A 26254-nucleotide genomic window follows, 5' to 3' on the forward strand; every position below is an offset into this window, starting at 1 on the left:
TATAAATATGCTATAATACCATAGATATACAAATAATAAGAGTAGTCGACAAAATAATTACTGTGCAAGAGTAATCGAACTGGGCGATTTCCGACTCGGATAAAAAGTTGTTGCAACATAGAGTTGATATTCCGGATAAGCAGATAAAAGAATATTATACTGATTATAAAAACTGAGGAATTATAAATAATTTTAATTTAAATAGGAGTGAAAAATTAATGTCTTACGAAACAGTTATTGAACAAGTAAAAATGCTGCCGGAACCGCTTTTAGCTTCAGTATCAGCATTTATCAAGCTGCTTGAAACAGAGCAAGGTAATTTTACGAAAAATCATACAGAACAAACAAAACCCAAAACTAAACAAGCCTTTTTTGCATTAGCCGGAAAGATTCACCTTGATCAGGATACAGTTATCGAATTACGTGAGGCGAGCTTGATATGATTTTAGTAGACACAAATATTATTATAGATTTTTGGAATAAGCCTACAATCACTGCTGAAAAAATATTTTCTGAAAATGATATTGCAATATGTGGTGTTATAAAAGCAGAACTTTTACGTGGAAGTAAATCTGCTGATGAATTTGCACAAATACAAACATCCCTTGCAGATTTTTATTATTTGAATTTTGCAGAAAATGATTGGATTACACTTGCAAAACAGTTTATAGCACTTAAGAAAAACGGACTTGTTGTTCCATTCCAAGATGCAATGATTGCATTTCTTGCAATAAAATATGGTTGCGAAGTGTGGACAAACGATAAACATTTTAAACTGATGCAAACGGCTATTCCGCAACTTAAGCTTTTTCCGATGTGAGGTAATAATCATGGTTATAGCTATTTTTAATTAGATGTAGCCAATTCGATAGTAACAGCAGCTACCCACCTATTGCCCTTCCGTTCAAAAATCGTGATGTTATCAACCGGAAAGTCTTCAACAATATTCAGTTCATTCATAACCTCAAGAGCCTTTGCCGTTATCCCCGGTGGAATATCCCGATTTGAAACGGTGGCGTGAGGCCGGAAGGGTCTCCGGTCTTTTTTGGTACAGCCCGGACAGGCATTCAAAATTGCTTTTACGGTTTCATCACGAAGCTTTGTCCAATTTTCATCTGCAACTACTTTTGCAAAAAGAGTTCTATCTCCAAACGCATCAAAATTATCCATATGAGCCGTAAAACCTAAGCCCTTAGGCAAGACTTCGTTTTCAATTGCTCTTATTAAATTATCGGTTGAATGATCTTTCTGCAATCTGAACGGAGGTACAAGAGTAACATGGATTGGAGTACCATGCCCTGACTTACACCCGTAAGCCCTGTTCATATATTGCCGGCAATCTTCAAGCCTAAGACTTATATCCTCCGGTAACAAGACACCAAGAAAATGCGTCTGCTGCGGAATATTGTTTTGTTTCATGCCTGCAATTATAACATAGAATTGCAAATCGTTCTATAAGAGATTATACATTAAAAAATTTAAGACCCTTGCCTATTTATCGGCATTGTTGTATAGTAGAGTCATGAAAAACTCAACAACACCTAAACGTTCCGAGATCGCCCAGAGCGACAAATGGAATATCGAATTACTTTTTAAGAATGAAGAAGAATGGGAAGCGGCCCTTGCTTCCATTCCTGAAGGCGGAAAAGAAATCTTAAAATATAAGGAAGCCTTTTCCAAGCCTGAAACAATCGATGCGGCAACCCTGCTTGCCTGCCTCAAGGCTTCAACAGGAGTTGATAGAATTGCAGAAAAGGTCGGGAACTATGCCTTTTTACAAAAATCCTCAAACGAGGGCGATCCTGAAAACATCAAGCGATTGGGCAAATACATGATGACAGTTACGGAGCTTTCGGCTGCAACCAGCTGGCTCATGCCCGCCATCATGGAAATCCCCGAAGAAAAAATCCGCTCATGGATTGATCCTTCAAGCCCCACAGGAAAGGACTTTGCCGATTTTAAGGTTTCCTTGGAAAAGACCCTGCACTTAAAGCCCCACACCCTTTCCGACAAGGAAGAAAAGATTTTAAGCCTTCTAAGCGAGCCCCACGGCACGCCCAGTCAGGCCTTTTCGGTTTTAACAAACGTAGATTTTGACTTCGGCTCTATTAAAACAAAAGAAGGAGATGTAAAACTCACTCAATCTTCTTATTCAAAATTTATGCAGGATCCGGACAGAGCCTTGCGCGAAAAAGCCTATAAGCAGCTTTACGGCACATACGGCGCTCATAAAAACACAATCGCAAGTTTGTATACGGGACAGGTCCAGCAAAACGTAGCCCTTGCAAAAATCAGAGGCTATGGTTCTGCAAGAGAAAAATCCCTCTATGTCGACAAGGTCCCTACAGCCGTTTATGACAACCTCGTAGACACAATCCACAAAAATTTAAAACCCTTGCATAAATTCTATGGTATGTTAAAAAAACATCTGGGCGTTAAAGAGCTCCGCCACTATGACGTTTACATGCCATTAGTAAACGAGGTAAAAAAAGTTACTCCTTATAATGAAGCTGTCGACATCATCACTGAAGCCCTCAAACCTCTTGGAGAAGAATATGTTAAAACAATCAGAGACGGTCTTTTAAACGGCTGGGTAGACAAGTATGAAAATGAAGGCAAACGCTCTGGTGCTTTCTCTTCAGGAGGATATGACAGCGTTCCTTATATCTTGATGAACTACAAAGAAGATGTTATCCGTGACGTATTCACCCTTGTACATGAGGGCGGCCACTCCATGCACTCATGGTACTCAGTCAGGAACAATCCTTATCCCTGCTACCATTACACAATCTTTGAAGCCGAGGTTGCCTCTACCTTTAATGAAGAGCTCTTATTCAGGCACATGATTAAGACTACAACCGACCCGAAAATGAGAGCCTATCTTTTAAGCGTCAGAGCATCGGATATCCTCGCAACCCTCTACAGACAAACAATGTTTGCAGAGTACGAAAAGATTACTCACGCCCTTGTCGAAAGCGGCACACCTCTTACAGTTGAAAACTTGCGAAGCGAATACAAAAAACTTTTGGAACTTTACTTCGGTCCCGAAATGGTATTCGAAGATGTAAGCGACTTGGAAGGAATGAGGATTCCGCACTTTTACAGGGCCTTCTATGTTTACAAATATGCAACAGGAATTTCCGCCTCAATGGCTCTTGCCGAAAGAGTTTGCTCAGGCGGCGACAAGGAAAGAGAAGACTACTTTAAGTTCTTAAAATCGGGAGGCTCACGCTATCCGATTGAGTCTCTCAAACTTGCAGGTGTCGACATGGCAAGTCCCGCTCCGGTACAAGAAGCCTGCGACAACTTTGCAAAGATTGTAGACGAACTTGAAAAAGTGCTTGAAGAATTAAAAAAATAAGAATAAAAGGCTTTAACAAAAATGATTCAGGAAAATGAAGACAGCTTGCTCAATTCCGATTTGTTTAAAGCCTTTTTAAAAAAAGACCTTAACCGCTGTGATTTTATATCGCAGTGGTTAATAGCCAATAAGGTTCCTCATAGCATAGTAAACCTTGCACAAAAAAAACACATCATCATAAAATACCCTGCACAGTTTTACGATAAGAATTTTAAGATGAAAACCCTCGTGGCTCACTATGACAGGGCTCCAAATACCCAAGGAGCCAACGACAATTCTGCCTCTTGTTTTATCCTCATGAACTTTGCAAAAAAATTATGCGCTTACACAAAGGCCCACAACATAAAAATTATCTTTACCGACGGTGAAGAAGCAGGAGCAGCCGGTCTTAGAGAACAAGGATCTTACACACTTGGAACAGGATTGAAAAAACTTAAAATGGATGAGGATGATATTTTTGTATTTGACATGTGCGGAAGAGGCGATACCCTAATCCTTTCCCGTTCAGGCATTTTCGGACGGGATAAAGAAAAAACCAAAAGGCTCGACGAGCTTCATAAGCGGGCAGGCCTCCTTGCACAGAAGGCTTGTCCGAATCAATGGCTTTCAATGCTGACGGCTTACAGCGACAATGCCGGCTTTATTGCTGCCGGCCTTTGCGCCCAAGTCATAACCGTTCTCCCGCGGGAAGAAGCCGCAACTCTTTTGCGTTATCTCCCGCAGGAAAAAGAAGGTTATCCCTTGAGCAGTCTCCCTCAAAAGAAAACTTCAGTACTAAATAGCCAAAACAAAACTCAAAACAAAACGGCCATGGGTGAACTCACGGACATGGTAATAAAAAACCAAAAACCGCCCCAAGGTTCCCCCTTCGAAAAAATCATCCCTTTCACATGGCAGCTCATGCACACAGCCGATGACAAGATTGAAACTCTCAATAACGAAGCCCTCATCCTCACCGAAAAATATCTTAAAGCCTTGACGGACAATTACCGCTAAAACTACTTACTTAACTATATCTTAAAAATCTTTTATAATGAAAGAATATGAGTTACGAACCCCCATTTAAAATTACGTCAAAAGCTATAAATTTGATTTCTCAAATATCCGCAGATATCGAACGCTTTAAAATAAGACTGGAACAAGAAGATGGTGTAAGACTGCGTAAAATAAACCGGATGAAAACAATACAGGGTTCTCTTGCAATTGAGGGTAACACATTAACAGAAGAGCAGGTTACTGCTTTAATTGAGGGAAAACATATTATCGCTCCCATAAGAGAAGTTCAAGAAGTAAAAAATGCAATTAAGGTTTATGAAAAATGTATGTCTTTCGATCCTTATAACGAAAAAGACTTATTAAAAGCTCATGGAATTTTGACTATGGGGCTTCTGGATAATCCGGGACATTTTAGAAAAGGCGGAGTCTGTATAGCCGGAAAAAACGGCATAAGTCACATAGCCCCTCCTGCAGATCGTGTCCCATTTTTGATGAGCGATTTATTCGATTGGCTTAGAACCAGCGACTATCATCCCCTCATAAAAAGCTGTGTATTTCATTACGAGTTTGAGTTTATTCATCCTTTTGAAGACGGAAACGGCAGAATGGGACGCTTATGGCATTCGAGAATTCTTGCGGATTGGAATTCTATATTTATTCACCTTCCCATTGAAAACATGATTTTAAAAAATCAAACGGCATATTATAAGGCCCTTGAAAAAAGCACGGATGAAAACGATTCAGGTATTTTTATAGATTTTATGCTTGAAATAATTGTCAAAACAATAAAAAATAATCGGAAAAAAGTAACTGTAAATGACACTGTAAATGATACTGTAAATGATACTGTAAATCTTATATTAAAATATTTAAAAGAAAATCCTGAAATATCATATGAACAACTTGCCGAAAAATTGGGAAAATCAAGGGTAACCGTAAGCCGAAAGATCTCGGAACTAAAAAAAGCCGGTATCATCAAGCGCATCGGGGCCGACAAAAACGGGTACTGGCAAATCTTGGATGAAAAGTTATAAAAAAACCTCTAAAAACTAATGTTCCTAGAGGTTCAATTAAGATGAGCCATGCAGGCTTCGAACCTGCGACCCACAGATTAAGAGTCTGTTGCTCTACCAGCTGAGCTAATGGCCTGTAAAACGAGTCTTGATTATATAGGAATCTAAAAAAAAAGTCAATGCTATACCGAATAAAATTTGATTTTTTTCATATAGACTAAGCAGGCAAATAGTGGTATCATAAAAAGATATGTACGATATAATAATAATCGGAGCAGGAGTTGTAGGAGCCTGCATTGCACGGGAACTTTCCAAATACGAATTAAAAATCGCCGTCCTCGAAAAAGAATTGGAATTCGGCTGCGGTACAAGCAAGGCCAACAGCGGAATTATCCACGGAGGCTATGATGCAAAGGAAGGCTCATTGAAGGCAAGGCTAAATGTGAGAGGTAATTTTTTAGTGCGCAGCTTAAAAGAAAAATTGGATCTGCGCTTTAAACAATTAGGCTCTCTTGTAATCGCCTTTAACGAAGAAGAAAAAAAAGAACTTTCAGTCCTCTACGAACGAGGCATAAAAAACGGAGCTGAGGGCTTGGAAATCTGGGATGGGGAGAGGCTTTTAAAAGAAGAACCAAATGTTTCAAAAGAGGCATTGGGCGCCCTCTACTGCGGAACAGCCGGAGTAATCTGTCCCTTCGACATGACGGCGGCCTTTATGGAAAACGCCGTTTCCAACGGTGTAGAATTTCTCCCCGAAAACGAGGTCGTCTCAATTGAAAAAGAAGACCAAGCCTATGTCATCAAAACCTTATCCGGCAATGCGGAAGAAAAGAATTTTAAAACAAAGCTCGTTATAAATGCCGCAGGGCTTTACTCCGATAAGATTGCAAAAATGACAGGCGACGAAGATTTTAAAATTCTACCCCGCCGCGGGGAATACCGTCTCTTCGATAAAAACTATGCAAATCTTGTAAATCACATCTGCTTTCAGGCCCCATCAAAGATGGGAAAAGGCATCTTGGTTCTCCCCTCCTATCACGGGAATTTTTTGGCCGGCCCTTCCGCAGAAAATATTGAAGATGCAGAAGACACATCCGTTTCAGCCCAAGGCTTGGCTCAGGTAGAAGAAAAGGCTTTAAAGACAGTGCCCTCTCTCAATTTTAAAAACACCATCCGCATTTTTGCAGGAGTAAGGGCAAGACCCGACACTGGCGACTTTATGATCTATGCTTCAAAAAATTCTAAAGGAATTATACACGCAGGCGGAATCGAATCGCCCGGACTAAGCTCGGCTCCCGCCATTGGAGAATATGTTGCGGAGCTTGTAAAAAAAGAAGCCGATGACTTAAAACTTCCCTTTAACAAAAAGAAAAATTTTAACGAGAATAGAAAGGCAATCAAGCACTTTGCCGATCTGAGCCCAAAAGAACAGGACGCTCTTATAAAAGAAAATCCGCTTTACGGCCATGTTATCTGCCGCTGCGAAACAGTAAGCGAGGCAGAAATCATTGAAGCAATTCACCGGCCTGCGGGAGCCCGCACGGTTGACGGCATAAAAAGGCGGGTACGCCCCGGCTCGGGAAGATGTCAGGGAGGCTTTTGCGAGCCCCACGTTCTCCAAATCCTTTCACGCGAATTAAAAATCCCTATCGAAAAAATTCAAAAGGACAGAAGAAATTCTCCGATTGTTTACGGAAAACTAAAGGGCGGTGCACAATGATAAATATAAAAGAAAGCAATAATTGCAAAGACGAATACGAGGTCGCCGTAATAGGCGGAGGCCCTGCAGGTTTGGCGGCAGCCCTTGAAGCCAAAAAAAACGGAGCTTCTTCCGTTCTCATAATAGAAAGAGACTTTGAACTCGGCGGCATCTTAAACCAATGTATTCATGCAGGCTTCGGCCTCCACGAATTTAAAGAAGAATTAACCGGCCCCGAATATGCGGAACGCTTTATAAAGATGGTAAAAAGAGAGGACATAGATATCCTCCTCAATACCATGGTAATCGACCTAACCAAAGAAAGAGAGATTACTCTCATAAACGAAGGCGGCTTAAAAAAAATAAGGGCGGGAGCTGTAGTCCTTGCAATGGGCTGCCGCGAGCGCACGGCAGGAGCCATCTCCCTAAAAGGTTACCGTCCATCGGGCGTAATTACCGCCGGCATGGCCCAGCGCCTTATGAACATCGAGGGTCTTTCAGTCGGCAAAGAGGTCGTAATCTACGGCTCAGGCGACATCGGCCTAATCATGGCCCGCCGTATGACCTTGGAAGGAGCCAAGGTGAAGGCCGTTGTAGAAATAATGCCCTATTCAAGCGGCCTAAACCGGAACATAGCCCAATGCCTTGAAGACTACGGGATTCCGCTTTTTTTAAGCCACAGCATATCCTGCGTCCACGGCAAGGACAGGGTTACGGGAGTTACGATAGCGCAAATAGATTCTTCCTTTAAAGAAATTCCCGGAACCGAAAAAGAATTTTCCTGCGATACGGTTCTTCTTTCAGTCGGGCTCATCCCCGAAAACGAACTTACGCAAAAGGCAGGTATAGCCCTCAACTCGATAACAAACGGAGCCTTTGTCGATAACGGAATGGAAACGGAAGTAAGCGGTATCTTTGCCTGCGGAAATGTTCTCCACGTGCACGACATCGTAGACTTCGTTACAAAGGAAAGCCGAACAGCCGGAAAAAACGCAGCCATCTTTGCTCAAAAAAACAAGAAGCTTGAAAATAAGGCCTCGCAAAAAGAGGAAGCTGCTTTTATTAAGACAATAGCCAAAAAAGGAATCCGCTACATTGTTCCGAACAGAATAAACACCTCGAACATCGACGGAGCTTCCCTTTTTATGCGGACGGATTCGGTTTATAGAAACGCCCGCCTTATAATTAAGTCGGGCGAAAAAATTCTTGCACAAAAGAAAACGGCACAGCTGGTTCCGTCCGAGATGATAAACATTCTCTTAAACTTTATCACCTTAAAGGGATTGACCGAAGACATAACTGCGGAGGTAATTTTAGATGAGTAGAGAACTGATAAAAAAAGATTTTACGTGTGTGTCCTGCCCGCGGGGCTGTAAACTTTCAGTCTTTAAAGAAGAGTCGGGAGAATTTTCAGTTAAAGGAAATTTATGCAAGGGCGGCGAGCTTTACGCAATGCAGGAAATTAAGAACCCGCGAAGAAACATAAGCTCGACCGTAATAATCGAGGGCGGGGTGCTCCCCTCCCTTCCCGTAAAAACTTCAAGCCCAATCCCCAAGGCCTTGATCTTCGATGTAATGAAAGAAATAAACAGAGTCAAAACTCAGGCACCAAAAAAGATGGGAGAGGTGATAATTGAAAACGTGCTTAACACAGGAGTAGACATAACCGCAAGCCGCTCCTGCCTCAAAGCCGATCCTAAGTAAATGGAGAAAGAAAATGGAAAAACCGATTACAATACACGACGGAACTTTTTATTACTCTAAGCACAAGGTTTTTCAAAACCTAAATATTGAAATTCCTGCACAAAAAATTACCTGCATTTTAGGAGAGTCGGGGGCGGGCAAAAGTACCCTCTTAAAAATTATTTCGGGCAGCCTTGAGTTAAAATCGGGAAGCATAGAAAACCGCCCCGTCCGTGGAAGCTATGCTATGGCCTATCAGGACATGCGTCTTATTCCTCATCTAACGGCCGTAGAAAATATAGAATATGTTTTGGATTCAAAAAAATCTTCAAAAATTGAAAATAAGGAAAAGGCTCTTTTTTATTTAAGAGCCTTGGGACTTTCAGGCTTTGAAAACTTTTTGCCCGCCGAGCTTTCAGGCGGAATGCAGCGGCGTGCAGGTCTCGCCCGTGCCCTAAGCTATCCCGCGTCCCTCCTCCTCCTCGATGAAGCCTTTGACTCCCTCGACGAAAAAAACAAGTACAAGGTTGCCGATCTTTTTTTATCGATAGTCAAAAAAGAAAAGCGCACCGCAGTCTGCGTAACCCACGATGCCCCCTTCGCAAAAAAAATCGCGGATAAGATAGTGGAGCTTTAATCTATCCAAAACCGCTAAAAGCAAATCTTTCTTCAATATAGAAATACCTAGCGGTTTTTATTCCTAAGCATAAAACCTTTAATCCTAAATTCGTTAAAATTCCTTGTTCCTAAAAAGAAAGAAATTAAAATAAGAACTAAAGAAACAAGATAAACTGCAAGAAAAAACAATGTGAACGGAATTATTTCAAAAAATGATTTTAGTTTATCATGCGAAGTATTTAATCCGATAGTTACTAAAGTAAGAACTGTAGGAGGCAATCCGTAAGCTATAACTGAGGTAATTATACTGCGCAAAAGCCCTCCTTTAATTGCAACTGCACATAAAATCATGTTAAAAGATATGGCAGCAGGTAAGTAAATAAACATAATTAAAATGAGAAGTTTAAAATCTTCAATCGGTAGAAAAAAATTTATAATATATAAAATAAGACTTAAAATAAAAACACTTAAAAAATTAACCGACAAAGAATAAATACTATTTGCAATAAAATATTCTTTTCCATGTATCGGCATTAATATATACATTGTAATAGATTCATAAAAGGGAAGAGAAGGAATCATAGTTCCGACAAATAAAAACATTAAGCCTTGAAAAAATATAACATTCCGAGCAGCAGGAATTAATGCTCCTATAAGAATCTCAATAATTCCAATTAAAAAGAAAATACTTCCAATTAAAACACCAACACTATGCATAGAATTAAATATTATAGCCTTCACTTTTTTCATTTTAGATTTTCTCCTTTGTATAAAAATACATAATATCTTCAAGGCTTGCATTTTCGCAAACCATTCCGTCAAATTTTTGATTTTCCTTATCCGAAACCAAAACCTCATAAGCATAATCGGTTTTTCTATAAGCTATATAATCATTACTATACAATGACTTAAAAGTCTTTTCATCTATTTTTAAAAGCCCGTAATTTTTATTTATATTTTCTAAAGGGCACCTCTAAAAACCCCCTTTAAAAAAGATTAAAAAAATGATAAAATGAGGTATGAAACAAAAAGGATTATTTGATGAAGAAGATCGTTTAAGAGTATTAAGTAACTTAGGTGATAGTCTTGAAAAATTAAACAAAAAAATAAATTGGGAAATATTCAAACCACTATTAAAAAAAGCATTAACCAAAGAGCCAAAAGGTTTAGGCGGAAGACCTGCATACGATTATGTAATGATGTTTAAAATAATAATCTTACAAAAATTATACAACATAAGTGATGATCAAACGGAATATCAAATAAACGATCGGCTATCCTTTATGAGATTTTTAGGATTGGAATTAAAAGATAAAGTACCCGATTCAAAAACAATATGGCTTTTTAAAGAAAAACTCATTGAAGCGAGAGTATCAAAAAAGTTATTTGAAAAGTTTGGAAAAGAATTAGCTAGAAATAACTTAATAGGAAAAGAGGGAACGATAATAGATGCGACAATAGTAGAAGCTCCGATACAGCATAACAGCAAAGATGAAAATGAACAAATTAAAAACGGAAAAATCCCTGAACAATGGCAAGAAGCAAAAAATAAGGCAAAATTATCACAAAAAGACTGTGATGCTAGGTGGACAAAGAAGCACAAACGTAGCTATTACGGTTATAAAGATCATATAAAAGTAGATAAAAAAAGTAAGCTTATATTGAAAGCAACTGTAACAGCAGCTAATGTTCATGATAGTAAAGAATTAAAAAATTTAGTTGAAAAGGAAGATGAAAGATTATACGCAGATAGTGCCTATATAGGAGAAGAAATAGAGAGAGTTTTAAAAGCGAAAGGAATAGAAGGGCAAATTTGTGAAAGAGGAGCAAGAGGGAAACCTCTTAGTAAAAAACAAAAAATCGGTAACAGAAAAAAATCAAAAATACGGGCGAGAGTCGAACATGTATTTGGCTTTATGACAAACTCAATGAAAGGTATATATGTAAGAACGATAGGATTAGCTCGTGCAACATTTTCGATAATAATGATGAACTTAACATACAACTTATGCCGATATTGCTATCTAAAGAAATAAAATGAGGGAGCATATAGGTAATAAAATGAAAAGTAAGGGAACTTAAGATAAAGAATCCAAGTTTTACACTAGACAATTTATAAAAAAGCTACTAAAATAATAAATAGGTACACTAAAAATAGGTTTTTAGAGGTGCCCTAAAGAAGAATCAAAGACTTTTTTTCCCTCGCTTATAAAAATAATCTCATCGCAAATTTTTTCAAGCTCAACTGTTTGATGGCTCGAAATTAAAACCGAGCGGTTTTCGTCAAGCATAAAATTTCTTATAAGATCTAAAAATTCTTTTTTTGAAACAGGGTCTAAAAAATTAAGAGGTTCATCCAAAATCAACAACTCGGCCCCGTGGGAGAGAGCTATAGCAATTTGAAGCTTTTGCATAGTTCCCGAAGACAAGCCCGACAAAAACCTTGAAGGAGGAATTTTAAAATCTTTTAGGTACCTTTCGTAAAGCCCCTGATTCCAATTTTTGTAAACACCCGCAAAAAAGCTTCCAAGTTTTTTAGGCGTGAACCACAAGGACAAAAAACTGTCGTTTATAACAAAGCCGATTTTTTCCTTTATTTCTATATTTTCTCTTCTTAACTCATCCCCAAAGATAAATATCTTTCCGCTTTCGGGCAGGTACATATCGAGAAGAAGGCGGATAAGGGTTGTTTTCCCTGCCCCGTTTTCTCCTATTAAGCCCGTAACACAGCCCCGCGGAATCGAAAAAGAAATATCATCTAAAGAAAAAGCCTTTTTACCCCGCCCTATCGAAAATTTAAGTTTTTCAACTTTTAGTACCTCATCAGATATCATAAAAACTCCTTGGACTTAATAAATACGCCTGAGGATTTTATATAAATCCTCAGCATTTAGATTAATTTTTTTTGCTTGACTGCAAACCGCTTTTAATTTTTCTTCAATATTTTTTTTAATCGACTTTTCTATTTTTTTTAAATTTACATCGGCAACAAAATACCCCTTTGCAGGAACCGAATACAAAAAGCCCTCGCGGGCCAAATCCTCATAAGACCGCTTTGTGGTGATGATGCTCACACGGAGGGAAGCTGCCAAGGCCCTCATCGAAGGCAGGGCTTCCCCTTCCTTTAAGGTGCCGCTTAAAATTTGATTCTTTATACTTTCCGAAAGCTGCTCATAAAGAGGAACGCCCGAAGAGTTATTCAAAAAAATATTCACCCTCGCCTCCTGTTATTCTGTATATATTAAATATATACAGAATAACAGATTTTGTCAAGAGAAAATTTAAAAAACACCTTGACAATTTAGTAAAAAAATATAAAATAAATTACTCTTAAGGAAAATATAATGAAAGCTTTTATAATTATTTGGTTCGGACAATTTATTTCGATGCTGGGTTCGGCTCTTTCCGCCTTCGGACTTGGGATATGGATTTTTCAAAAAACCGGAAGCGCGGCTTCTTTTGCAATGAGTGCGGTGTGTACGGTCTTACCCGCCCTATTGTTTGCGCCCTTCGCAGGCTCGATTGCCGATAGAAAAAAACGTAAGGCTATTATTCTTCTTACCGACAGCATAGATGCTGTTTTAAAAATTTTAATAGTTGCCCTTCTCATCTTTAACAAACTTGAACTATGGATGGTTTATCCATTAGTTTTTATTTCAGGAACCTTGGGCACCTTCCAAAATCCGGCTTTTGGTGCATCGATTCCCATGCTTGTCCCTTCCGATAAACTTACCCAAGCCAACGGGCTTTTACAGTTTTCAGCCGCAATCCGAAATTTATTGGCTCCGGTCATAGCAGGTTTTTTATATCCTCTTATAGAATTAAAAGGCTTATTTATAATCGACTTTGCTTCATTCTTTTTTGCTTTATCCTCCATTGCTTTTATAAGAATACCTCAGCCTTCAATTGAAAAAACAAAGGACTCCTTATTTTTAGCGGCTCTTAAAGACATGCAATATGCATGGAACTATCTTATACAAAAAAAAGGCTTAATGCAGATGATAGTTTTTTTTGCTTTTTTAAATTTTATTGCAAATATCTCAATAATTTTACTGGGCCCGCTTATGATGAGTGTTTACAACTCTCAAGTTTACGGCAATGTACAAGCAGGGATAGGACTTGCCATGATTTTAGGAGGACTTTGTTCAAGTCTAATTCCGGATACAAAAAATAAGATAAAGCGTATTCTTTTAATTCTAGCTCTGTGCAGCATAGGACCTATAGTTTCAGGCCTAAGTCTAAATTGGCTGATCATTGCAGCCGGCTTTTTTATTTTTATGTTTCCCGTTCCATATGTAAACACACTCTTAATGTCTATTTTTCAAACAAAGATAGAAGGCAATGTTTTAGGAAGGGTTGGAGCGCTTATGACTGCTATTTTACAGGCAATAATACCTATAGCTTATCTATGCGCAGGCCCTCTTGCCGATTATGTTTTTGAACCTCTTATGAATGAAAAGGGACGAGGCATAGGACTCATATTTATTATATCCGGTATGCTGCTAATTATATGTTGTTTCCTTATGCGTTTAAACAAAACCGTAACAAGCATCGAAAAAAGACTTCCCGATTATATAGACAATCAATAAGAATTCAAACGCACCTCAATCGTAAAAACTTATATTAAAATTTTCATCGGTCTTGATTTTTGATATTTTTCGTATTATACTGAATTCCGCCAGTTTAAAATCAAACACATAAAAGGAAGAAATAATGAAAAAAGCCCTTGTTATAGCAAGTTTCGGCACAAGTTATGCCGACACAAGAGAAAAAACAATCGATGTTATCGAAAAAGAAGCTGCCGGCAGGTTTAAAAATTACGATGTTTTTAAGGCCTATACTTCAAACATGGTTAGAGCCATCCTAAAAAAAAGAGACTCTATCAATGTTGCATCTCCTAAAGAACTCATAGACGATTTAAAAGAAAAAGGATTTTCCGAAATTTACATACAGCCGACCCACATAATTCCCGGGGAAGAATATGAAAAGCTGCAACTTGAAAATACGGTTTTAGGTCAGCCCCTCTTACATGAAAATACGGACTTTGACGAAATTATAAAAGCTCTCGATTTAAAAAAGCCCAAAGAGGATGAGGCAATAGTTTTTATGGGTCACGGCTCTTCACATGAGGCAGACAAATTTTATGATATCATGCAAAATAAACTCAATGCAATGGGCTTTGAAAACGTATTGATAGGAACCGTTGAAGGTTCTGTAGAACTAAAAGATATCCTACCTATTCTTGCCGAGCGCAAAATAAAAAAAATTGAACTGTACCCCTTTATGATGGTTGCAGGCGACCATGCCCACAACGATATGGCCGGCGATGAAGAAGACAGCTGGTACACCATTTTAAAAAACGAGGGATACGAAGTTAATGCCAATCTAAAAGGCTTGGGGGAATTCCCGATGATTAGAGAAATAATTTATAAATCTTTAGAAAATACAATCAATTGCAGCAGAGGTTAAAATGAAAAATATTTTTGCAGTAGGAACAGGCCCCGGAGCTACGGAATATCTTACATTACAGGCAGTCAAAACCCTTGAAAACGCAGATCTTATTTTTGCCCCCAATAACAAGGGAAAAAACATGGCCTTAGATACGGTAAGGGAATTCATAAACGATAAAAAGGTTATTCCCCTTAACTTTCCGATGGGTTCGGTTCCAAGAGAGGATTATAAGATTAAGGCAGAAAGTATAATTGAAGAAACAAAAGAAAATTCAAACTCGGTTATTTTGACCATAGGCGATCCTATGATATACAGCACCTTTCTTTATATGATGCCCTATTTTAAAATTCCTGGAATTAATTTGCAAATTATTTCAGGAATTCCTTCTTCCGTAGCAGCAGCAGGAAGAGCACAAATTCCTCTTGCCGAAAAAGGAGAGATCCTTACAATCACAGACCACTTAAGTGCATCAATTTTAAATACATCTACCTCTATAGCTCTTCTAAAAACATCTAAGCAAAAAAATCTTGCCATAAAAGAATTTGAAAAAAACGGCTTTGACTATGTTTACGTAAAAAGAGCAACAATGGAACATGAATCAATCCTTTCCAAAAATGAAAAAGAAAAAATTTTGGAAGATGAAGATTATATATCCTTAATGATCGCCCATAAAATAAAATGAAAGGCATAATGATATCCGCACCGAACAGCAATTCGGGAAAAACCATTGTATCTTCAGCCCTTCTTTATTCTTTAAAAAAAGAAGGCTTTGATATATCGGCCTTTAAAACGGGTCCGGATCAAGTTGACCGGAAGATTCTTGAAATAATTTCAGGTAAACGGGCCGGCAACCTCGACCCCTTTATGATGGGGCAAAAGGGAATGGAATTTTCCCTTAATATCTCCGATTCGGAATATGCTCTGATTGAGGGCGTAATGGGCTGTTTTGACGGAATAGGCACTACTCCGGAAAACTCATCCTTTGATACGGCAGAAAAAATCGGAAGCGGTATCGTATTAGTCTATGCACCTCAAGGCGAAATGTTTACAATTATTCCTAAACTAAAAGGGATGATAGATTTTTCAAAAAACAGAATAAGGGGAATTATACTTAATAAGACCAATCCTAAACTCTATCCTATTTACAAGAAGATGATAGAAGATAACCTTGAACTGCAAGTCTTGGGTTTTTTTCCTAAAATCCCCGAATTCGAAATTGAAGAATCGGGACTTGGTCTCGACATAGATGAAAGGCTCAAGGACGAAAAATTTTTAGAAGTCTTATATAAAATCGTAAAAGAAAATATAGACATTCAAAAATTTTTAAACTTATTTCAGCCTCTTAAAACCGGTACCAAGATAGACATAAGAAAAACGAAGACACGCACTGCAATCGCAATGGATGAGGCCTTTAATTTATACTATTCCGAAAATATATTTTTACTTGAAAAAAGCACTGAGGTCAGTTATTTTTCTCCTCTCAAAGATGCAAAACTGCCTGACTGTGATTTTTTATATTTCGGCAGCGGACAAATAAATAAATACAAGGAAGCTCTTTCAAAAAACATTCCGATGAAAACGGCTGTCAAAAAATTTGCCGAAACCGGAGGACGCATACTGGCTGAAGGCGAAGCTCTCTCCTATCTTTTTGAAGACCGTGACGGTTTTAAAATGTGCGGAATTTTTCAAGGTTCGGTTGAAAGTACACGCAGCCTGCACAATTTCGGATATAAGCAGCTTGAATTTAACCAAGACTGTATTTTAGGAAAAAAGGGAACCCTTTTAAATGCGGCCGAATATCATAAGTCAAAGGCCCTTACTACAGCACCAACTATTGCTATAGTCAAAAAACCACATTCAAATTTAAGCTTTGAGGACTGCTATGTATACAAAAATTGCCTAGGCCTTTTTCAAAACGTTCATTTTATATATAAGCTTGAAAATTTTTATAATCTTATACAAAGATAGAATGAAAATTTTATTTTATCAAAAATTATAGACTTTTTCTTTAGAATATAATACAATGTGATTATGATAGAGAAAAATAAATACAAAGAGCTGTCAAAAGAAGAAATTCTCGTCAAAATCCTTGAAACGGAATCCTTGATACATAGTGTTCAAGACGTTGATGTTCTGTTGGAACAAATACTTACTGAAGCTAGGAGTGTTGTAAATGCCGATGCCGGCTCAATATATATAGCTGAAGGAGACAGACTTGCCATAAGGTATGCTCAAAATGATACCTTACAAAAAAAACTACCGGCAGGAAAAAAACTCCCTTACATTTTTTTTGATTTTCCCATAAGCAATTCAACCATCGCAGGGTGTGCAGCAAATACAAAAAAACTGGTCAATGTTCCTGATGTATACAATATCGATCCCTCTTTACCCTTTAAGTTCGGAAAAGCTACAGACGAAAAAACAGGTTATAAAACCGTTTCCAATTTAACTATTCCAATTCTTTCTATGTCGGGAATGCTCTTAGGAGTTCTTCAAGTTCTAAATGCCCTCGATAAGGACGGTAAGCCGGACACATTTTCCCATGATGATGAAATCTACTTAAGCCATTTTGCTTCAAATGCGGGCATAGCCCTTGAACATGCCTTTTTAACAAGGTCGATGGTTTTACGCATGATCAAGATGGCTGAGCTTAGGGATCCCAAAGAAACCGGAATGCACGTAAATAGGGTAGCAAACTACTCCGTCGAAATTTATGACAGATGGGCTTTTAATAACGGAATACCTATGTCTGAGCAGACAAGATATCGGGACTCCCTAAAAATAGCATCAATGCTCCATGATGTCGGGAAGGTTGCAATCTCGGACACGATTTTAAAAAAGGCCGGAAAGCTGACCGATGAAGAATTTGCAACTATGAAAACTCACACATGGCTGGGAGCCCGCCTCTTTAATGCAGATGAATCCAATCTTGATAAGCTTTCAATGGAAATAGCGCTCCGTCACCATGAAAACTGGGACGGTACAGGATATCCCGGCAATATAGATTTGCAGACAGGAAAGGCTCTCAAAATAGATAAAAATACGGGATATGCACAAGGCCTTTGCGGAGAAGAGATTCCTCTTGGGGCAAGAATTGTAGCAATGGCCGATGTCTATGATGCCCTTTCATCAAAACGCTCCTACAAAGATTCTTGGACAGAGGAAGATATACTTGCCGAAGTAAAAAATATGAGCGGGAAAAAATTCGATCCTCAAATAGTAGAAGCTTTTTTTGAGGTTTTGGAAAGAATTCAAGCTATTAAGGCTCACTTTGTAGATGAGTAAACCTAGACCTTAAAATAAAAAATATAGGTTAATAAGAGGGCTAAAGAACCTATAACAATGCTGTAAATCCACCAAGGAAGAGGATCATCATATTTATTGGATTTATATTTTGAGCGGTATTCTCTTAACTTATTCCTGTGATATTTTTTTGTGTTCTTATTTGCATCGGAGCTGACGGCAAAACCGCAAGAGGGACATCCGTTTATAAATTCATCAGTATGCCCCATATAGTTACAAGAAGGGCATCTTACCGAAGCAAAAAAACGGCCGCAATGAGGACAAACCTTTGTATTCCGCTTTACCTCTTGCCCGCAGTTTTCACAAAAAAACTTAGGTGAATGCCCTTTTAGTACCTTACCCATAAAATCCTAGTGCTTACATGTTGCGCATGACGATGAAGAACAACTTGAACAACCGCCTGATGCAGCCTTTGGCCCGGAAGAGGAGTCATTTACATAAAAACCCGATCCTCTAAAATTAATTCCTAAGCCTCCCGAAATAACCCTTCTTACAGGCTTACCGCACTCAGGACAGACAGAGATAGGGTCATCACTCATTCTCTGAAAAACTTCAAAATCATGACCGCAAGAATCGCATACATACTCATAAGTCGGCATCTTTAAACTCCTATAGCTTAATAATTATATAAAGACTTTATTATTTCGATAATTCTAGCTTCAGTAACGGATCTGTTTTCTATAATCAGCTTATTATCTTCAAGTCTTACATCAGCCTTAAGCTGCTTTCTAAAAAACAATTTCAATAAGGAAGCCGTCATTACATTTTTTGTTTCAATACTTAAATCGTATAGATATTCATTTTCAACTTCCGAATTCTTTTTTAAGTACATCTCTATCACACCTACGGGAAGCCCGAGCCGGACTCCTATTATCTGTCCTAAAAAAAAGTCACCATTTTTTACAAAAATTCCTATATCTTGTGAATTAGAAGTAACGAGTGTATCAAATCGCCGAGAAAAAACAGAGTCCACAGGATTATTCAATTTCCCCAAAAAGATCTCCATGCTTTGTCTGTCATCAGGCCCCATAACAAGACAGGCTATCTGAGGAGACGGGATCGAAACATCAACATAGGATGATTTATAATACTTATACCTCTCCTTTGTTTTTTTAGGTTCCCAGCCGTTTTTTTTCTTAAAAATACTGTCAGTTACTCCATACGGATATTTACCGGTGGAGCAAATCCTGATTTCGGGCAAACCGCTCTTTACAAATACGCCTGAATAAACAGCTGTTGTCCTGCTAAGGGCCTGCTTCATGGCATCTCCCCCAACTGAAGTCAAAATGGGTTCTGCTATCCTTTTATTTTTCTCAATAGGCATATAAATATACATATCTGCATTATCGCCTACCATACCGAAGGGTCTTACAATCCCAGGAAGAGGCGGTGCGGTTTTACATGAGGCAAAAACAAAAGTAAAAATGAGTGCAGCAAGGGTATTTCTAATTATTCTTTTCAATTCCAATCTCCCATTCATAATCGCCGGCTTCAACAAGGCTTGTTTTAATTGAGCCTGATGTTGCCAAATCTCCGGTTTTAAGCCAAGAAGACTGCACAGTCAAGGTTTCATCACAAACATAGTCCTTAAAAAGCTCAAAGGCTTTTTCTAATTCTTTATTATCGGCATTTTTTTGAGAGGCTGAAAGATAAAGTTTAATTCTGTCGGTAACATCAAGACCGCACTCCTTACGCAGGGTTTGAATACCTCTTACCAAGTCTCTGATATAACCTTCCATTAAAAGTTCTTCAGTCAGCTCTGTGTTAAGGCCTACGGTTAAGGTTCCCTCATTTACTATTTTTAAAGAAGCTTTTTCGATCCTGTTTATTACGATCTTATCGGCTGTTATTTCAACCGATTTTCCTTCAATGTCGATACTTAAGGTGGCCCCCTCCATTATATTTTGAATCTCGCTTGAATTCATCTGCTCGATAATGGCAGCGGCTTTTTTCATAAGAGGGCCCAGTTCTTTTCCGAGGACCTTAAAATTAGCCTTGGCCGAATACTCGACAAGCTCATCTTCTTTTTCGTGGAAGATAACCTCTTTAACATTGAGCTCTTCAATTATGCTTTCTTCCATTTCCAAAAGAACTCTTTTTTCTTCAGGATTAAGGGTTACTATTTCTACGGCCTTTAGTGGCTGCCTTATCTTTAAGTTAAACTGATAACGTAAGGATCTTCCCATCGAAACGGCCTTTTGCACGGTTTTCATCTTAAACTCAAGTTCGCTGTTTCTTATCTTGCCGTTGTACTCAGGGTAGTCTGCAAGATGGATGGAAAGAGCATCCTGTTCTGTCCGCAAATTCTGCCAAATGCTTTCGGTAATAAAGGGTACTACAGGAGCGGCAACAAGGGAGAATTTCTTTAAGGCACGGTATAGGGTTTCGTAGGCCTGAGCCTTGTCCCCGTCATTTTCGCTCTTCCAAAATCGGCGGCGTGAACGGCGGATATACCAGTTATTTAAAAGGTCAATGTATTCGACCATCGGCGGAATGGCTTGCGATAGATCATACTTGTCGAGGGCTTCCGTTACATCGGCAACCAGCTTTTCGGTTACCGATAAAATCCACAGATCTAAAGGATTATTCAGCTTACTCAAAAACTCTTCGACGCCCTCGTCCTTTCCGTCAACCTTTGCGTTGCGGGGCGGCTTTACTCCATCGATATTGGCATAGGTTATATAGAAACTGTAGCTGTTCCAAAAAGGAATTAAAATTCCTTTAAGAACATCTCGTACTCCGTCATCCGAATATTTTAAGTCGTCAGCCTTTACGACATTCGAATTCATCAAAAAGAGACGGAGGGCATCAGCACCGAATTGCTTTATAACCTCGTTGGGGTCGGTGTAGTTGCGTAAGGACTTGGACATCTTTTTCCCGTCCTCGGCAAGTACAAGACCGTTTACGATACAGTTTTTAAAGGCAGGTTCATCAAAAAGGGCTGCCGCCAAAATCGTCAGGGTATAAAACCATCCTCTGGTCTGATCCAAGCCTTCGGAAATAAAATCGGCCGGGAAGTTTTTTTCAAAGTATTCTTTATTTTCAAAAGGATAGTGCTGCTGTGCATAGGGCATCGAGCCGGACTCAAACCAGCAATCCAAAACTTCGCTTACACGCTTCATCGTTCCGCCACATTTTTTACAGGGAATAGTTATCTTATCGACAAAATGCTTGTGCATATCATCGGGGAAGACTCCTGAAAGTTCTTTTAGCTCCTCCCTGCTTCCTACACAAATCTTCTCGCCGCATTCTTCACACTTCCAAATCGGAATGGGATTTCCCCAATACCTGTTTCGGCTGATAGCCCAGTCACGGGCTCCCTCAAGCCACTTTCCGAAGCGGCCTGTCTTTATATGGCCGGGCTGCCAATTTATTTTTGCGTTGGCATTAAGGAGATTGTCCTTTATCTTTGTAACAGAAACGAACCAGCTTGCAACAGCCCTGTATATCAAGGGACTTGAACATCGCCAGCAATGAGGATAGGAGTGCAAAATTTGAGCCCGCTTAAAAAGTTTGCCTTCGGTTTTTAACCTTTCCATAATTTGCTTGTCGGCATCCTTTACAAAAAGACCTTGATAGTCGGGTACTTCTTGAGTGAATTTACATTCCGCATCGACGGGGCAGACAGTCGGCACTCCGGTACCTTTAAATATTCTGTTATCGTCTTCACCGAAACCGGGAGCCGTATGAACAATGCCTGTTCCGTCCTCGGTTGTGACAAAGTCGCCTATTAAAACCTTAAAAGCTCCCTGCCCTGCCTCAGCATTTTTTCCGTCTTCGTCCGCGCTCAAGTTTTTAAAATAAGGAAAGAGGGGCTCATAGCGTAAGCCTTCAAGCTCTGCACCCTTCTTTGTCCATATTAGCTTATACTCTTTTGCTTCTTCTTTTCCGTTCTTTGCAAAATAAGCTTCAAGACGTGGAACGGCAATTATATAGTGAGCCCCGTCATATTCTATTAAAGCATAATCGATATCGGCACCCACAGCAAGGCCGAGGTTGCTCGGAAGAGTCCAAGGAGTGGTTGTCCATGCCAAAAGGTAGGTTTCGGAGGGAAGAGCATTTTTCCCCTCAAAGGCCTTAGCGGCAGGAGAAGTCTTTACGGGAGAAAGAGTCTTAAAGCGTACCGTTATTGCGGGGTCGTGGACATCCTTGTAACCTCCCAAGTTAAGCTCATGGTTTGAAAGAACAGTAGAGCATCTCGGACAATAGGGAAGAATATAGTAGCCCTCATACAAGAGGCCTTTTTCCCAAAGGCTTTTCATCACCCACCAAATGGATTCCATAAAGCCGGGATCCATGGTCTTATAATCGTTTTCAAAATCGATCCATCGGCCTAAGCGAGTAACGGTCTCTCTCCACTCTTTTACATAACGCAAAACGCTTGCACGGCAAGCCTCGTTAAATTTATCTATACCGTATTTTTCTATGTCGGTTTTTGAATTAAGTCCGAGTTCTTTTTCGATTAAGTTTTCAACGGGAAGGCCGTGACAGTCCCATCCGAAGCGGCGTTCAACCTTAAAACCCTTCATCGTTTTATATCGTGGAATAATATCCTTAATTGTTCCGGGCACAAAGTGGCCGAAGTGAGGCAGCCCTGTGGCAAAAGGAGGGCCGTCAAAGAAAATATAATTATCCCGTCCGTCACGGGAGGAAACGGATTTTTTAAACACGTCATTTTTTTCCCAAAATTTTAAGACATCTTCTTCTTGTTTTGCAAAATCAACCTTAGGGTCTACAGGCTTATACATTAAAGTACTCCAAAATAAAAAAATTACAGTCAAGGATTATACTATTTTTTTTTAAATTATACAACGCCTAGAAGTAACGAAAAATTCAAAGTCCTTGATTTTTTTTGTAAAAAACTATAATATTAACAAATTTATTTTTGAGGTGATCTATGGCTTTTTTTTATGATGAACCGTCGCATACATTCAGCGAATATTTATTGGTCCCGCGTCTTTCGGGAGTCGAGCACATTCCTCAGGCAGTTTCTCTTAAAACGCCTTTAACAAAATATAAAAAAGGTAAAGAACCTAAAATCAGTTTAAATATTCCTTTGGTCTCTTCGATTATGCAATCCGTTTCCGATCATAATATGGCTATTGCCCTTGCAAGAGAGGGCGGCCTTTCCTTTATTTTCGGCTCTCAATCTATAGAAAACGAAGCTAAGATGGTTGCAAAAGTAAAGAACTATAGGGCCGGTTTTGTAGAAAGCGATTCAAATCTCACACCCGAGCAAACTTTAAGCGATGTCTTAGACTTAAAGGACAGAACCGACCACACCACTGTTGCAGTAACACATGACGGAACAGGGCACGGCAAACTATTAGGCGTAGTTACGGGCAGGGATTACCGCATAGGTCACACAGACTTAAATAAAAAAGTAAAAGAATTTATGACCCCTATCGAACGCCTCCATGTTGCAGAAGAAGGGATAAGCTTAAAAAAGGCCCAAGATATTATCTGGGAGTTTAAACTTAATTCTCTTCCCATTTTGGACAAAGACGGCAGGCTGGTTGCCTTTGTTTTTAGAAAGGATTATGAAAGCAATACCGAAAACCCGCTCGAGCTTCTCGATGAAAAAAAGCGCTACATGGTAGGAGCCGGTATAAATACAAGAGACTATGAAGAGCGTGTGCCCACCCTTGTTGAAGCGGGAGCCGATGTGCTTTGTATCGACTCTTCCGACGGCTTCAGTGATTGGCAAAAGCAAACCATTCAATTTGTAAAAGAAAAATACGGAGATACAATCCCCGTAGGAGCCGGAAACGTTGTCGATGCCGACGGCTTTAACTTTTTAGCTGATGCAGGTGCCGATTTTATCAAGGTAGGAATAGGAGGCGGCTCAATCTGCATTACCCGTGAGACAAAGGGTATAGGAAGAGGTCAGGCCACTGCCGTAATAGAAGTTGCCAAGGCCCGGGATGAGTATTTTAAAAAGAAGGGTATTTATATTCCCATCTGCTCTGACGGAGGAATCGTTTTTGACTATCACATAACCTTAGCCCTTGCTATGGGAAGCGACTTTTGTATGCTCGGCCGCTACTTTGCCCGCTTTGACGAAAGCCCGACAAACAAGGTATTAATTAACGGAAACTATATGAAAGAATACTGGGGAGAAGGTTCCGCAAGAGCCAGAAACTGGCAGAGGTACGATTCGGGCGGGGAGAAAAAACTTTCATTTGAAGAAGGCGTAGACTCCTATGTTCCCTATGCAGGAAAGCTTCACGACAATGTTGCTGTTACCTTAAACAAAATCCGCTCGACTATGTGTAATTGCGGAGTTTTAAGTATTCCCGAATTCCAACGCGATGCCAAAATAACATTAGTTTCTTCGGCAAGTATCATTGAGGGCGGCCCCCACGATGTAGTCTTAAAAGACATGAGCCACTCTTCAAGCTCAAACTATTAAATAAAGAGCGGCTCCAACTATTAAAGATATTGCTTAGCCTCCTTATCCCCCGACTGTGCATAGAGGGAGATAAAGGGCTTTGCAGGGCTCATATTTATTTTTCCCATCAAGACTTCTTCTACCTGAAAAAAGCCTACATCACTGTCCATTAAAACATCTATGCGTACGGGTTTTTCTTTTCCTGCAGCAATGGAAACGGACTTAATTGAATTGGCAGAGTACTTATGTATATCCCCTATCTTAGCCTCTGTATTCATTTCCATCGGAATACGGGCTCTGCCCTTTTTCATATCGCAGCCGTCGGCTATTAAAACTATTCCGGCCTCAATCGAATGTATCCTTCGGCTTGCCATGTGGCCTATTATGCACTCGCTAGCCATAGCCTTTATCACAGCCCTTCGTGTAAAGGACGTAATCCCCATCTTATCCATTGTTCTTTCAATTATGGGAAGGGCCAAGGTCATCGAAAAAAGCTCGTGATCTTGGCGGGTCAGGGACATCCCTATATCGTGAAGATAGGCTCCAAGCACCACAGCGCAGTAGCTGTCATCCAAGGAACCTGAACCCTCTTTTTGTAAGCTCGTCTGAACTCCGGCCTTTTTTAAAAGATCCAATATTTTAAGAGCATTTAAGGTAACTATCTTCATGTGTACAGGACCGTGATCATTATACCCCAATCTTACAATGGAAACCGAATTGGCATAGTCCTGCAAGGCTTCGATTTCAGGATCGGCAATCAAAATATGTAAAAGCTGAGAGACAAGAGGATTATCTTTAACATAGTCTAAAAGCAGTTTCTCAACATTAATTTCTTTAGGCGACTTCATAGCTACTCCAATAAAAATTCCATTTATACTAATATACTAAAAAAAGCCCGGAATTCCATTAAGATTTTATTAAATTTCGTATACCAAAAGGCCTGTTTCTCCCATCGGTATTTCTTTTACGAGTTTACCTTGATGCCATACAAAGGCGCCGCCCCCTGCAGCAGGAGCGTTTTCCTTTACAAGGGAATTTATAAATAAAACCGGGGGTTCCAAAATTGCCGATCTTTCGGCATAGGCGGAGGATTCACCGTTTTCCCATTCGTCCTTTGTATAGCTGCAAAATACCGGCCATAAAAAGGCATCGGGATTGAGGCTGATAATCGGCTCTAAAAGTTCATCTTCCCATAGATCTCCGCATACAATAAGGGCCAGCCGCTTACCCTCAAAATCAAACTCAAAAAACTCTTTCCCCTCCCTATAATCGGCACAAGCCCCTTCAATTCTCCAGCCTTGAGAAACTCTTTTATAAAGACAAATTATCTCCCCGTTTTTTCCGGCTATCATGTAGGAGCTGAAAATAGCACCATGATCGTTTTCGATAAAGCCGAAACCTAGGGCCGTTTTTTCTTTTTGAGCAATTGAACGGATTTTTGCAATGGGTTCCGAGTTTATTTGAAGAGCCGTCAAAATATCTTTTTTATATTCAAAAGAAAGGGAGTCAAAGCCTTGTAAAAAACTTTCTCCGAAAAGAAGAAGGTCAGGTTTTTCGGATTTTGTTTTTTCTATAAAACCTTCAATTTGAGCTATGTTAAAATCAATATCATTATTTTTATTTTCCGATGCACAAAGTCCAATTTTCATATCTTCCTCCATAAAAAAAGGGGCATCCGATATAAAGCAAAAGCTTTTCGGAGCCCCTTATCTTAATAAAAGAAAAATCTTCTTTTATTG

26 protein-coding genes, 1 tRNA gene and 1 pseudogene are annotated in these 26254 nt (G+C 39.3%); 16 read left to right on the plus strand and 12 right to left on the minus strand.

Annotated elements, in window-relative coordinates; all coding sequences use genetic code 11:
• Positions 1-218 precede the first annotated feature (218 nt).
• Both E4O07_RS10075 and E4O07_RS10080 read left to right on the plus strand, forming a co-directional pair.
• A complete protein-coding gene (locus E4O07_RS10075; RefSeq protein WP_253685403.1) occupies positions 219-443 on the plus strand; it encodes a hypothetical protein in 225 nt (74 codons plus the stop codon).
• On the plus strand, positions 440-820 hold the full coding sequence (locus E4O07_RS10080) for a PIN domain-containing protein (RefSeq protein WP_253685405.1): 381 nt from the start codon (positions 440-442) through the stop codon (positions 818-820). The genes E4O07_RS10075 and E4O07_RS10080 overlap by 4 nt, the downstream gene beginning before the upstream one ends.
• Before the next feature lie 26 nt (positions 821-846).
• Here the strand turns inward: E4O07_RS10080 and E4O07_RS10085 are convergent, their stop codons facing one another.
• On the minus strand, positions 847-1419 hold the full coding sequence (locus E4O07_RS10085) for a 2'-5' RNA ligase family protein (RefSeq protein WP_253685407.1): 573 nt from the start codon (positions 1417-1419) through the stop codon (positions 847-849).
• 103 nt (positions 1420-1522) lie between these two features.
• Between E4O07_RS10085 and pepF the strand changes: the two genes are divergently transcribed.
• From pepF to E4O07_RS10100, 3 genes are read left to right on the plus strand one after another with little or no spacing between them, the layout of a single operon-like run.
• Complete coding sequence (gene pepF, locus E4O07_RS10090; RefSeq protein ID WP_253685409.1) at positions 1523-3361, plus strand: oligoendopeptidase F; 1839 nt, start codon at positions 1523-1525, stop codon at positions 3359-3361.
• A gap of 21 nt (positions 3362-3382) precedes the next feature.
• Positions 3383-4357 carry a M28 family peptidase gene (locus E4O07_RS10095; protein WP_253685411.1) on the plus strand — a complete coding sequence of 325 codons (975 nt, stop codon included), beginning with the start codon at positions 3383-3385 and terminating at the stop codon, positions 4355-4357.
• Positions 4358-4404: 47 nt separating this feature from the next.
• Entirely contained in the window at positions 4405-5391 is a 987-nt protein-coding gene (locus E4O07_RS10100; protein ID WP_253685413.1) for a Fic family protein, read from the plus strand.
• A gap of 42 nt (positions 5392-5433) precedes the next feature.
• Here the strand turns inward: E4O07_RS10100 and E4O07_RS10105 are convergent.
• A tRNA-Lys gene (locus E4O07_RS10105) sits at positions 5434-5505 on the minus strand.
• A 115-nt stretch (positions 5506-5620) separates the two neighbouring features.
• On the opposite strand from E4O07_RS10105, the gene E4O07_RS10110 reads away from it, so the two are divergent.
• Genes E4O07_RS10110 through E4O07_RS10125 form a run of 4 tightly spaced genes read left to right on the plus strand, consistent with a single transcriptional unit; the run spans position 5621 to position 9389 of the window.
• Positions 5621-7090 (plus strand): NAD(P)/FAD-dependent oxidoreductase, encoded by a 1470-nt coding sequence (locus E4O07_RS10110; protein WP_253685415.1) that lies wholly within the window; start codon positions 5621-5623, stop codon positions 7088-7090.
• On the plus strand, positions 7087-8394 hold the full coding sequence (locus E4O07_RS10115) for an NAD(P)/FAD-dependent oxidoreductase (RefSeq protein ID WP_253685417.1): 1308 nt from the start codon (positions 7087-7089) through the stop codon (positions 8392-8394). The genes E4O07_RS10110 and E4O07_RS10115 overlap by 4 nt, the downstream gene beginning before the upstream one ends.
• The gene (locus E4O07_RS10120; RefSeq protein WP_253685419.1) at positions 8387-8773 is read left to right on the plus strand and encodes a DUF1667 domain-containing protein; all 387 of its coding nucleotides are present in this window, start codon (positions 8387-8389) and stop codon (positions 8771-8773) included. The genes E4O07_RS10115 and E4O07_RS10120 overlap by 8 nt, the downstream gene beginning before the upstream one ends.
• 13 nt (positions 8774-8786) lie before the next feature.
• Positions 8787-9389 carry an ATP-binding cassette domain-containing protein gene (locus E4O07_RS10125; RefSeq protein WP_253685421.1) on the plus strand — a complete coding sequence of 201 codons (603 nt, stop codon included), beginning with the start codon at positions 8787-8789 and terminating at the stop codon, positions 9387-9389.
• Between the two features lie 47 nt (positions 9390-9436).
• On the opposite strand, the gene E4O07_RS10130 is transcribed toward E4O07_RS10125, so the two are convergent.
• Together E4O07_RS10130 and E4O07_RS10135 are read right to left on the minus strand one after the other, a co-directional pair.
• Complete coding sequence (locus E4O07_RS10130) at positions 9437-10120, minus strand: hypothetical protein (RefSeq protein WP_253685423.1); 684 nt, start codon at positions 10118-10120, stop codon at positions 9437-9439.
• A gap of 1 nt (position 10121) precedes the next feature.
• Positions 10122-10334: pseudogene (locus E4O07_RS10135) on the minus strand (ABC transporter ATP-binding protein); the annotation flags it as partial.
• A gap of 55 nt (positions 10335-10389) precedes the next feature.
• Between E4O07_RS10135 and E4O07_RS10140 the strand changes: the two are divergent.
• Entirely contained in the window at positions 10390-11406 is a 1017-nt protein-coding gene (locus tag E4O07_RS10140; RefSeq protein WP_253686855.1) for an IS5 family transposase, read from the plus strand.
• A gap of 126 nt (positions 11407-11532) precedes the next feature.
• Here the strand turns inward: E4O07_RS10140 and E4O07_RS10145 are convergent, their stop codons facing one another.
• Positions 11533-12204 carry an ABC transporter ATP-binding protein gene (locus E4O07_RS10145; protein WP_253685431.1) on the minus strand — a complete coding sequence of 224 codons (672 nt, stop codon included), beginning with the start codon at positions 12202-12204 and terminating at the stop codon, positions 11533-11535.
• Between the two features lie 15 nt (positions 12205-12219).
• Entirely contained in the window at positions 12220-12585 is a 366-nt protein-coding gene (locus E4O07_RS10150) for a GntR family transcriptional regulator (protein ID WP_253685433.1), read from the minus strand.
• 129 nt (positions 12586-12714) lie between these two features.
• Between E4O07_RS10150 and E4O07_RS10155 the strand changes: the two genes are divergently transcribed.
• From E4O07_RS10155 to E4O07_RS10175, 5 genes are all read left to right on the plus strand, one after another.
• Positions 12715-13959, plus strand: a complete 1245-nt coding sequence (locus E4O07_RS10155; RefSeq protein ID WP_253685435.1) for an MFS transporter — start codon at positions 12715-12717, stop codon at positions 13957-13959.
• Positions 13960-14083: 124 nt separating this feature from the next.
• Positions 14084-14839, plus strand: a complete 756-nt coding sequence (locus E4O07_RS10160) for a sirohydrochlorin cobaltochelatase (RefSeq protein ID WP_253685437.1) — start codon at positions 14084-14086, stop codon at positions 14837-14839.
• Between the two features lies 1 nt (position 14840).
• Positions 14841-15503, plus strand: a complete 663-nt coding sequence (locus E4O07_RS10165; protein ID WP_253685439.1) for a precorrin-2 C(20)-methyltransferase — start codon at positions 14841-14843, stop codon at positions 15501-15503.
• Positions 15500-16789: a cobyrinic acid a,c-diamide synthase CobB gene (locus E4O07_RS10170; protein WP_253685441.1), complete on the plus strand. Its 1290-nt coding sequence runs from the start codon at positions 15500-15502 to the stop codon at positions 16787-16789. The genes E4O07_RS10165 and E4O07_RS10170 overlap by 4 nt, the downstream gene beginning before the upstream one ends.
• 63 nt (positions 16790-16852) lie before the next feature.
• Entirely contained in the window at positions 16853-18106 is a 1254-nt protein-coding gene (locus E4O07_RS10175; protein ID WP_253685443.1) for an HD domain-containing phosphohydrolase, read from the plus strand.
• A gap of 2 nt (positions 18107-18108) precedes the next feature.
• On the opposite strand, the gene E4O07_RS10180 is transcribed toward E4O07_RS10175, so the two are convergent.
• Genes E4O07_RS10180 through ileS form a run of 4 tightly spaced genes read right to left on the minus strand, consistent with a single transcriptional unit; the run spans position 18109 to position 22872 of the window.
• On the minus strand, positions 18109-18468 hold the full coding sequence (locus E4O07_RS10180) for a zinc ribbon domain-containing protein (protein ID WP_253685445.1): 360 nt from the start codon (positions 18466-18468) through the stop codon (positions 18109-18111).
• 6 nt (positions 18469-18474) lie between these two features.
• The gene (locus tag E4O07_RS10185) at positions 18475-18723 is read right to left on the minus strand and encodes an FmdB family zinc ribbon protein (protein WP_253685447.1); all 249 of its coding nucleotides are present in this window, start codon (positions 18721-18723) and stop codon (positions 18475-18477) included.
• A gap of 17 nt (positions 18724-18740) precedes the next feature.
• Positions 18741-19586, minus strand: coding sequence for a hypothetical protein (locus E4O07_RS10190; protein ID WP_253685449.1), 846 nt, complete (start codon positions 19584-19586; stop codon positions 18741-18743).
• Positions 19570-22872 carry an isoleucine--tRNA ligase gene (gene ileS, locus E4O07_RS10195; protein ID WP_253685451.1) on the minus strand — a complete coding sequence of 1101 codons (3303 nt, stop codon included), beginning with the start codon at positions 22870-22872 and terminating at the stop codon, positions 19570-19572. Before ileS ends, E4O07_RS10190 begins: the two co-directional genes overlap by 17 nt.
• 149 nt (positions 22873-23021) lie before the next feature.
• On the opposite strand from ileS, the gene E4O07_RS10200 reads away from it, so the two are divergent.
• A complete protein-coding gene (locus tag E4O07_RS10200) occupies positions 23022-24536 on the plus strand; it encodes an IMP dehydrogenase (RefSeq protein ID WP_253685453.1) in 1515 nt (504 codons plus the stop codon).
• A 20-nt stretch (positions 24537-24556) separates the two neighbouring features.
• Here E4O07_RS10200 and E4O07_RS10205 read toward each other — a convergent pair whose 3' ends face one another.
• Positions 24557-25363: a phosphohydrolase gene (locus E4O07_RS10205; RefSeq protein ID WP_253685455.1), complete on the minus strand. Its 807-nt coding sequence runs from the start codon at positions 25361-25363 to the stop codon at positions 24557-24559.
• A 69-nt stretch (positions 25364-25432) separates the two neighbouring features.
• Entirely contained in the window at positions 25433-26164 is a 732-nt protein-coding gene (locus E4O07_RS10210; RefSeq protein WP_253685457.1) for a carbon-nitrogen hydrolase family protein, read from the minus strand.
• Between the last annotated feature and the right edge of the window lie 90 nt (positions 26165-26254).

Origin of the sequence: Treponema sp. OMZ 798 (genome assembly GCF_024181385.1) — a bacterium.
Taxonomy (GTDB): domain Bacteria; phylum Spirochaetota; class Spirochaetia; order Treponematales; family Treponemataceae; genus Treponema_B.

Excerpts from the sequence above, each read along its gene's own strand:
- E4O07_RS10075 (WP_253685403.1), top strand. The coding sequence starts at position 219 with ATGTCTTACGAAACAGTTATTGAACAAGTAAAAATGCTGCCGGAACCG.
- E4O07_RS10080 (WP_253685405.1), top strand. The coding sequence starts at position 440 with ATGATTTTAGTAGACACAAATATTATTATAGATTTTTGGAATAAGCCT.
- E4O07_RS10085 (WP_253685407.1), bottom strand. The coding sequence starts at position 1,419 with ATGAAACAAAACAATATTCCGCAGCAGACGCATTTTCTTGGTGTCTTG.
- pepF (WP_253685409.1), top strand. The coding sequence starts at position 1,523 with ATGAAAAACTCAACAACACCTAAACGTTCCGAGATCGCCCAGAGCGAC.
- E4O07_RS10095 (WP_253685411.1), top strand. The coding sequence starts at position 3,383 with ATGATTCAGGAAAATGAAGACAGCTTGCTCAATTCCGATTTGTTTAAA.
- E4O07_RS10100 (WP_253685413.1), top strand. The coding sequence starts at position 4,405 with ATGAGTTACGAACCCCCATTTAAAATTACGTCAAAAGCTATAAATTTG.
- E4O07_RS10110 (WP_253685415.1), top strand. The coding sequence starts at position 5,621 with ATGTACGATATAATAATAATCGGAGCAGGAGTTGTAGGAGCCTGCATT.
- E4O07_RS10115 (WP_253685417.1), top strand. The coding sequence starts at position 7,087 with ATGATAAATATAAAAGAAAGCAATAATTGCAAAGACGAATACGAGGTC.
- E4O07_RS10120 (WP_253685419.1), top strand. The coding sequence starts at position 8,387 with ATGAGTAGAGAACTGATAAAAAAAGATTTTACGTGTGTGTCCTGCCCG.
- E4O07_RS10125 (WP_253685421.1), top strand. The coding sequence starts at position 8,787 with ATGGAAAAACCGATTACAATACACGACGGAACTTTTTATTACTCTAAG.
- E4O07_RS10130 (WP_253685423.1), bottom strand. The coding sequence starts at position 10,120 with ATGAAAAAAGTGAAGGCTATAATATTTAATTCTATGCATAGTGTTGGT.
- E4O07_RS10140 (WP_253686855.1), top strand. The coding sequence starts at position 10,390 with ATGAAACAAAAAGGATTATTTGATGAAGAAGATCGTTTAAGAGTATTA.
- E4O07_RS10145 (WP_253685431.1), bottom strand. The coding sequence starts at position 12,204 with ATGATATCTGATGAGGTACTAAAAGTTGAAAAACTTAAATTTTCGATA.
- E4O07_RS10155 (WP_253685435.1), top strand. The coding sequence starts at position 12,715 with ATGAAAGCTTTTATAATTATTTGGTTCGGACAATTTATTTCGATGCTG.
- E4O07_RS10160 (WP_253685437.1), top strand. The coding sequence starts at position 14,084 with ATGAAAAAAGCCCTTGTTATAGCAAGTTTCGGCACAAGTTATGCCGAC.
- E4O07_RS10165 (WP_253685439.1), top strand. The coding sequence starts at position 14,841 with ATGAAAAATATTTTTGCAGTAGGAACAGGCCCCGGAGCTACGGAATAT.
- E4O07_RS10170 (WP_253685441.1), top strand. The coding sequence starts at position 15,500 with ATGAAAGGCATAATGATATCCGCACCGAACAGCAATTCGGGAAAAACC.
- E4O07_RS10175 (WP_253685443.1), top strand. The coding sequence starts at position 16,853 with ATGATAGAGAAAAATAAATACAAAGAGCTGTCAAAAGAAGAAATTCTC.
- E4O07_RS10180 (WP_253685445.1), bottom strand. The coding sequence starts at position 18,468 with ATGGGTAAGGTACTAAAAGGGCATTCACCTAAGTTTTTTTGTGAAAAC.
- E4O07_RS10185 (WP_253685447.1), bottom strand. The coding sequence starts at position 18,723 with ATGCCGACTTATGAGTATGTATGCGATTCTTGCGGTCATGATTTTGAA.
- ileS (WP_253685451.1), bottom strand. The coding sequence starts at position 22,872 with ATGTATAAGCCTGTAGACCCTAAGGTTGATTTTGCAAAACAAGAAGAA.
- E4O07_RS10200 (WP_253685453.1), top strand. The coding sequence starts at position 23,022 with ATGGCTTTTTTTTATGATGAACCGTCGCATACATTCAGCGAATATTTA.
- E4O07_RS10205 (WP_253685455.1), bottom strand. The coding sequence starts at position 25,363 with ATGAAGTCGCCTAAAGAAATTAATGTTGAGAAACTGCTTTTAGACTAT.
- E4O07_RS10210 (WP_253685457.1), bottom strand. The coding sequence starts at position 26,164 with ATGAAAATTGGACTTTGTGCATCGGAAAATAAAAATAATGATATTGAT.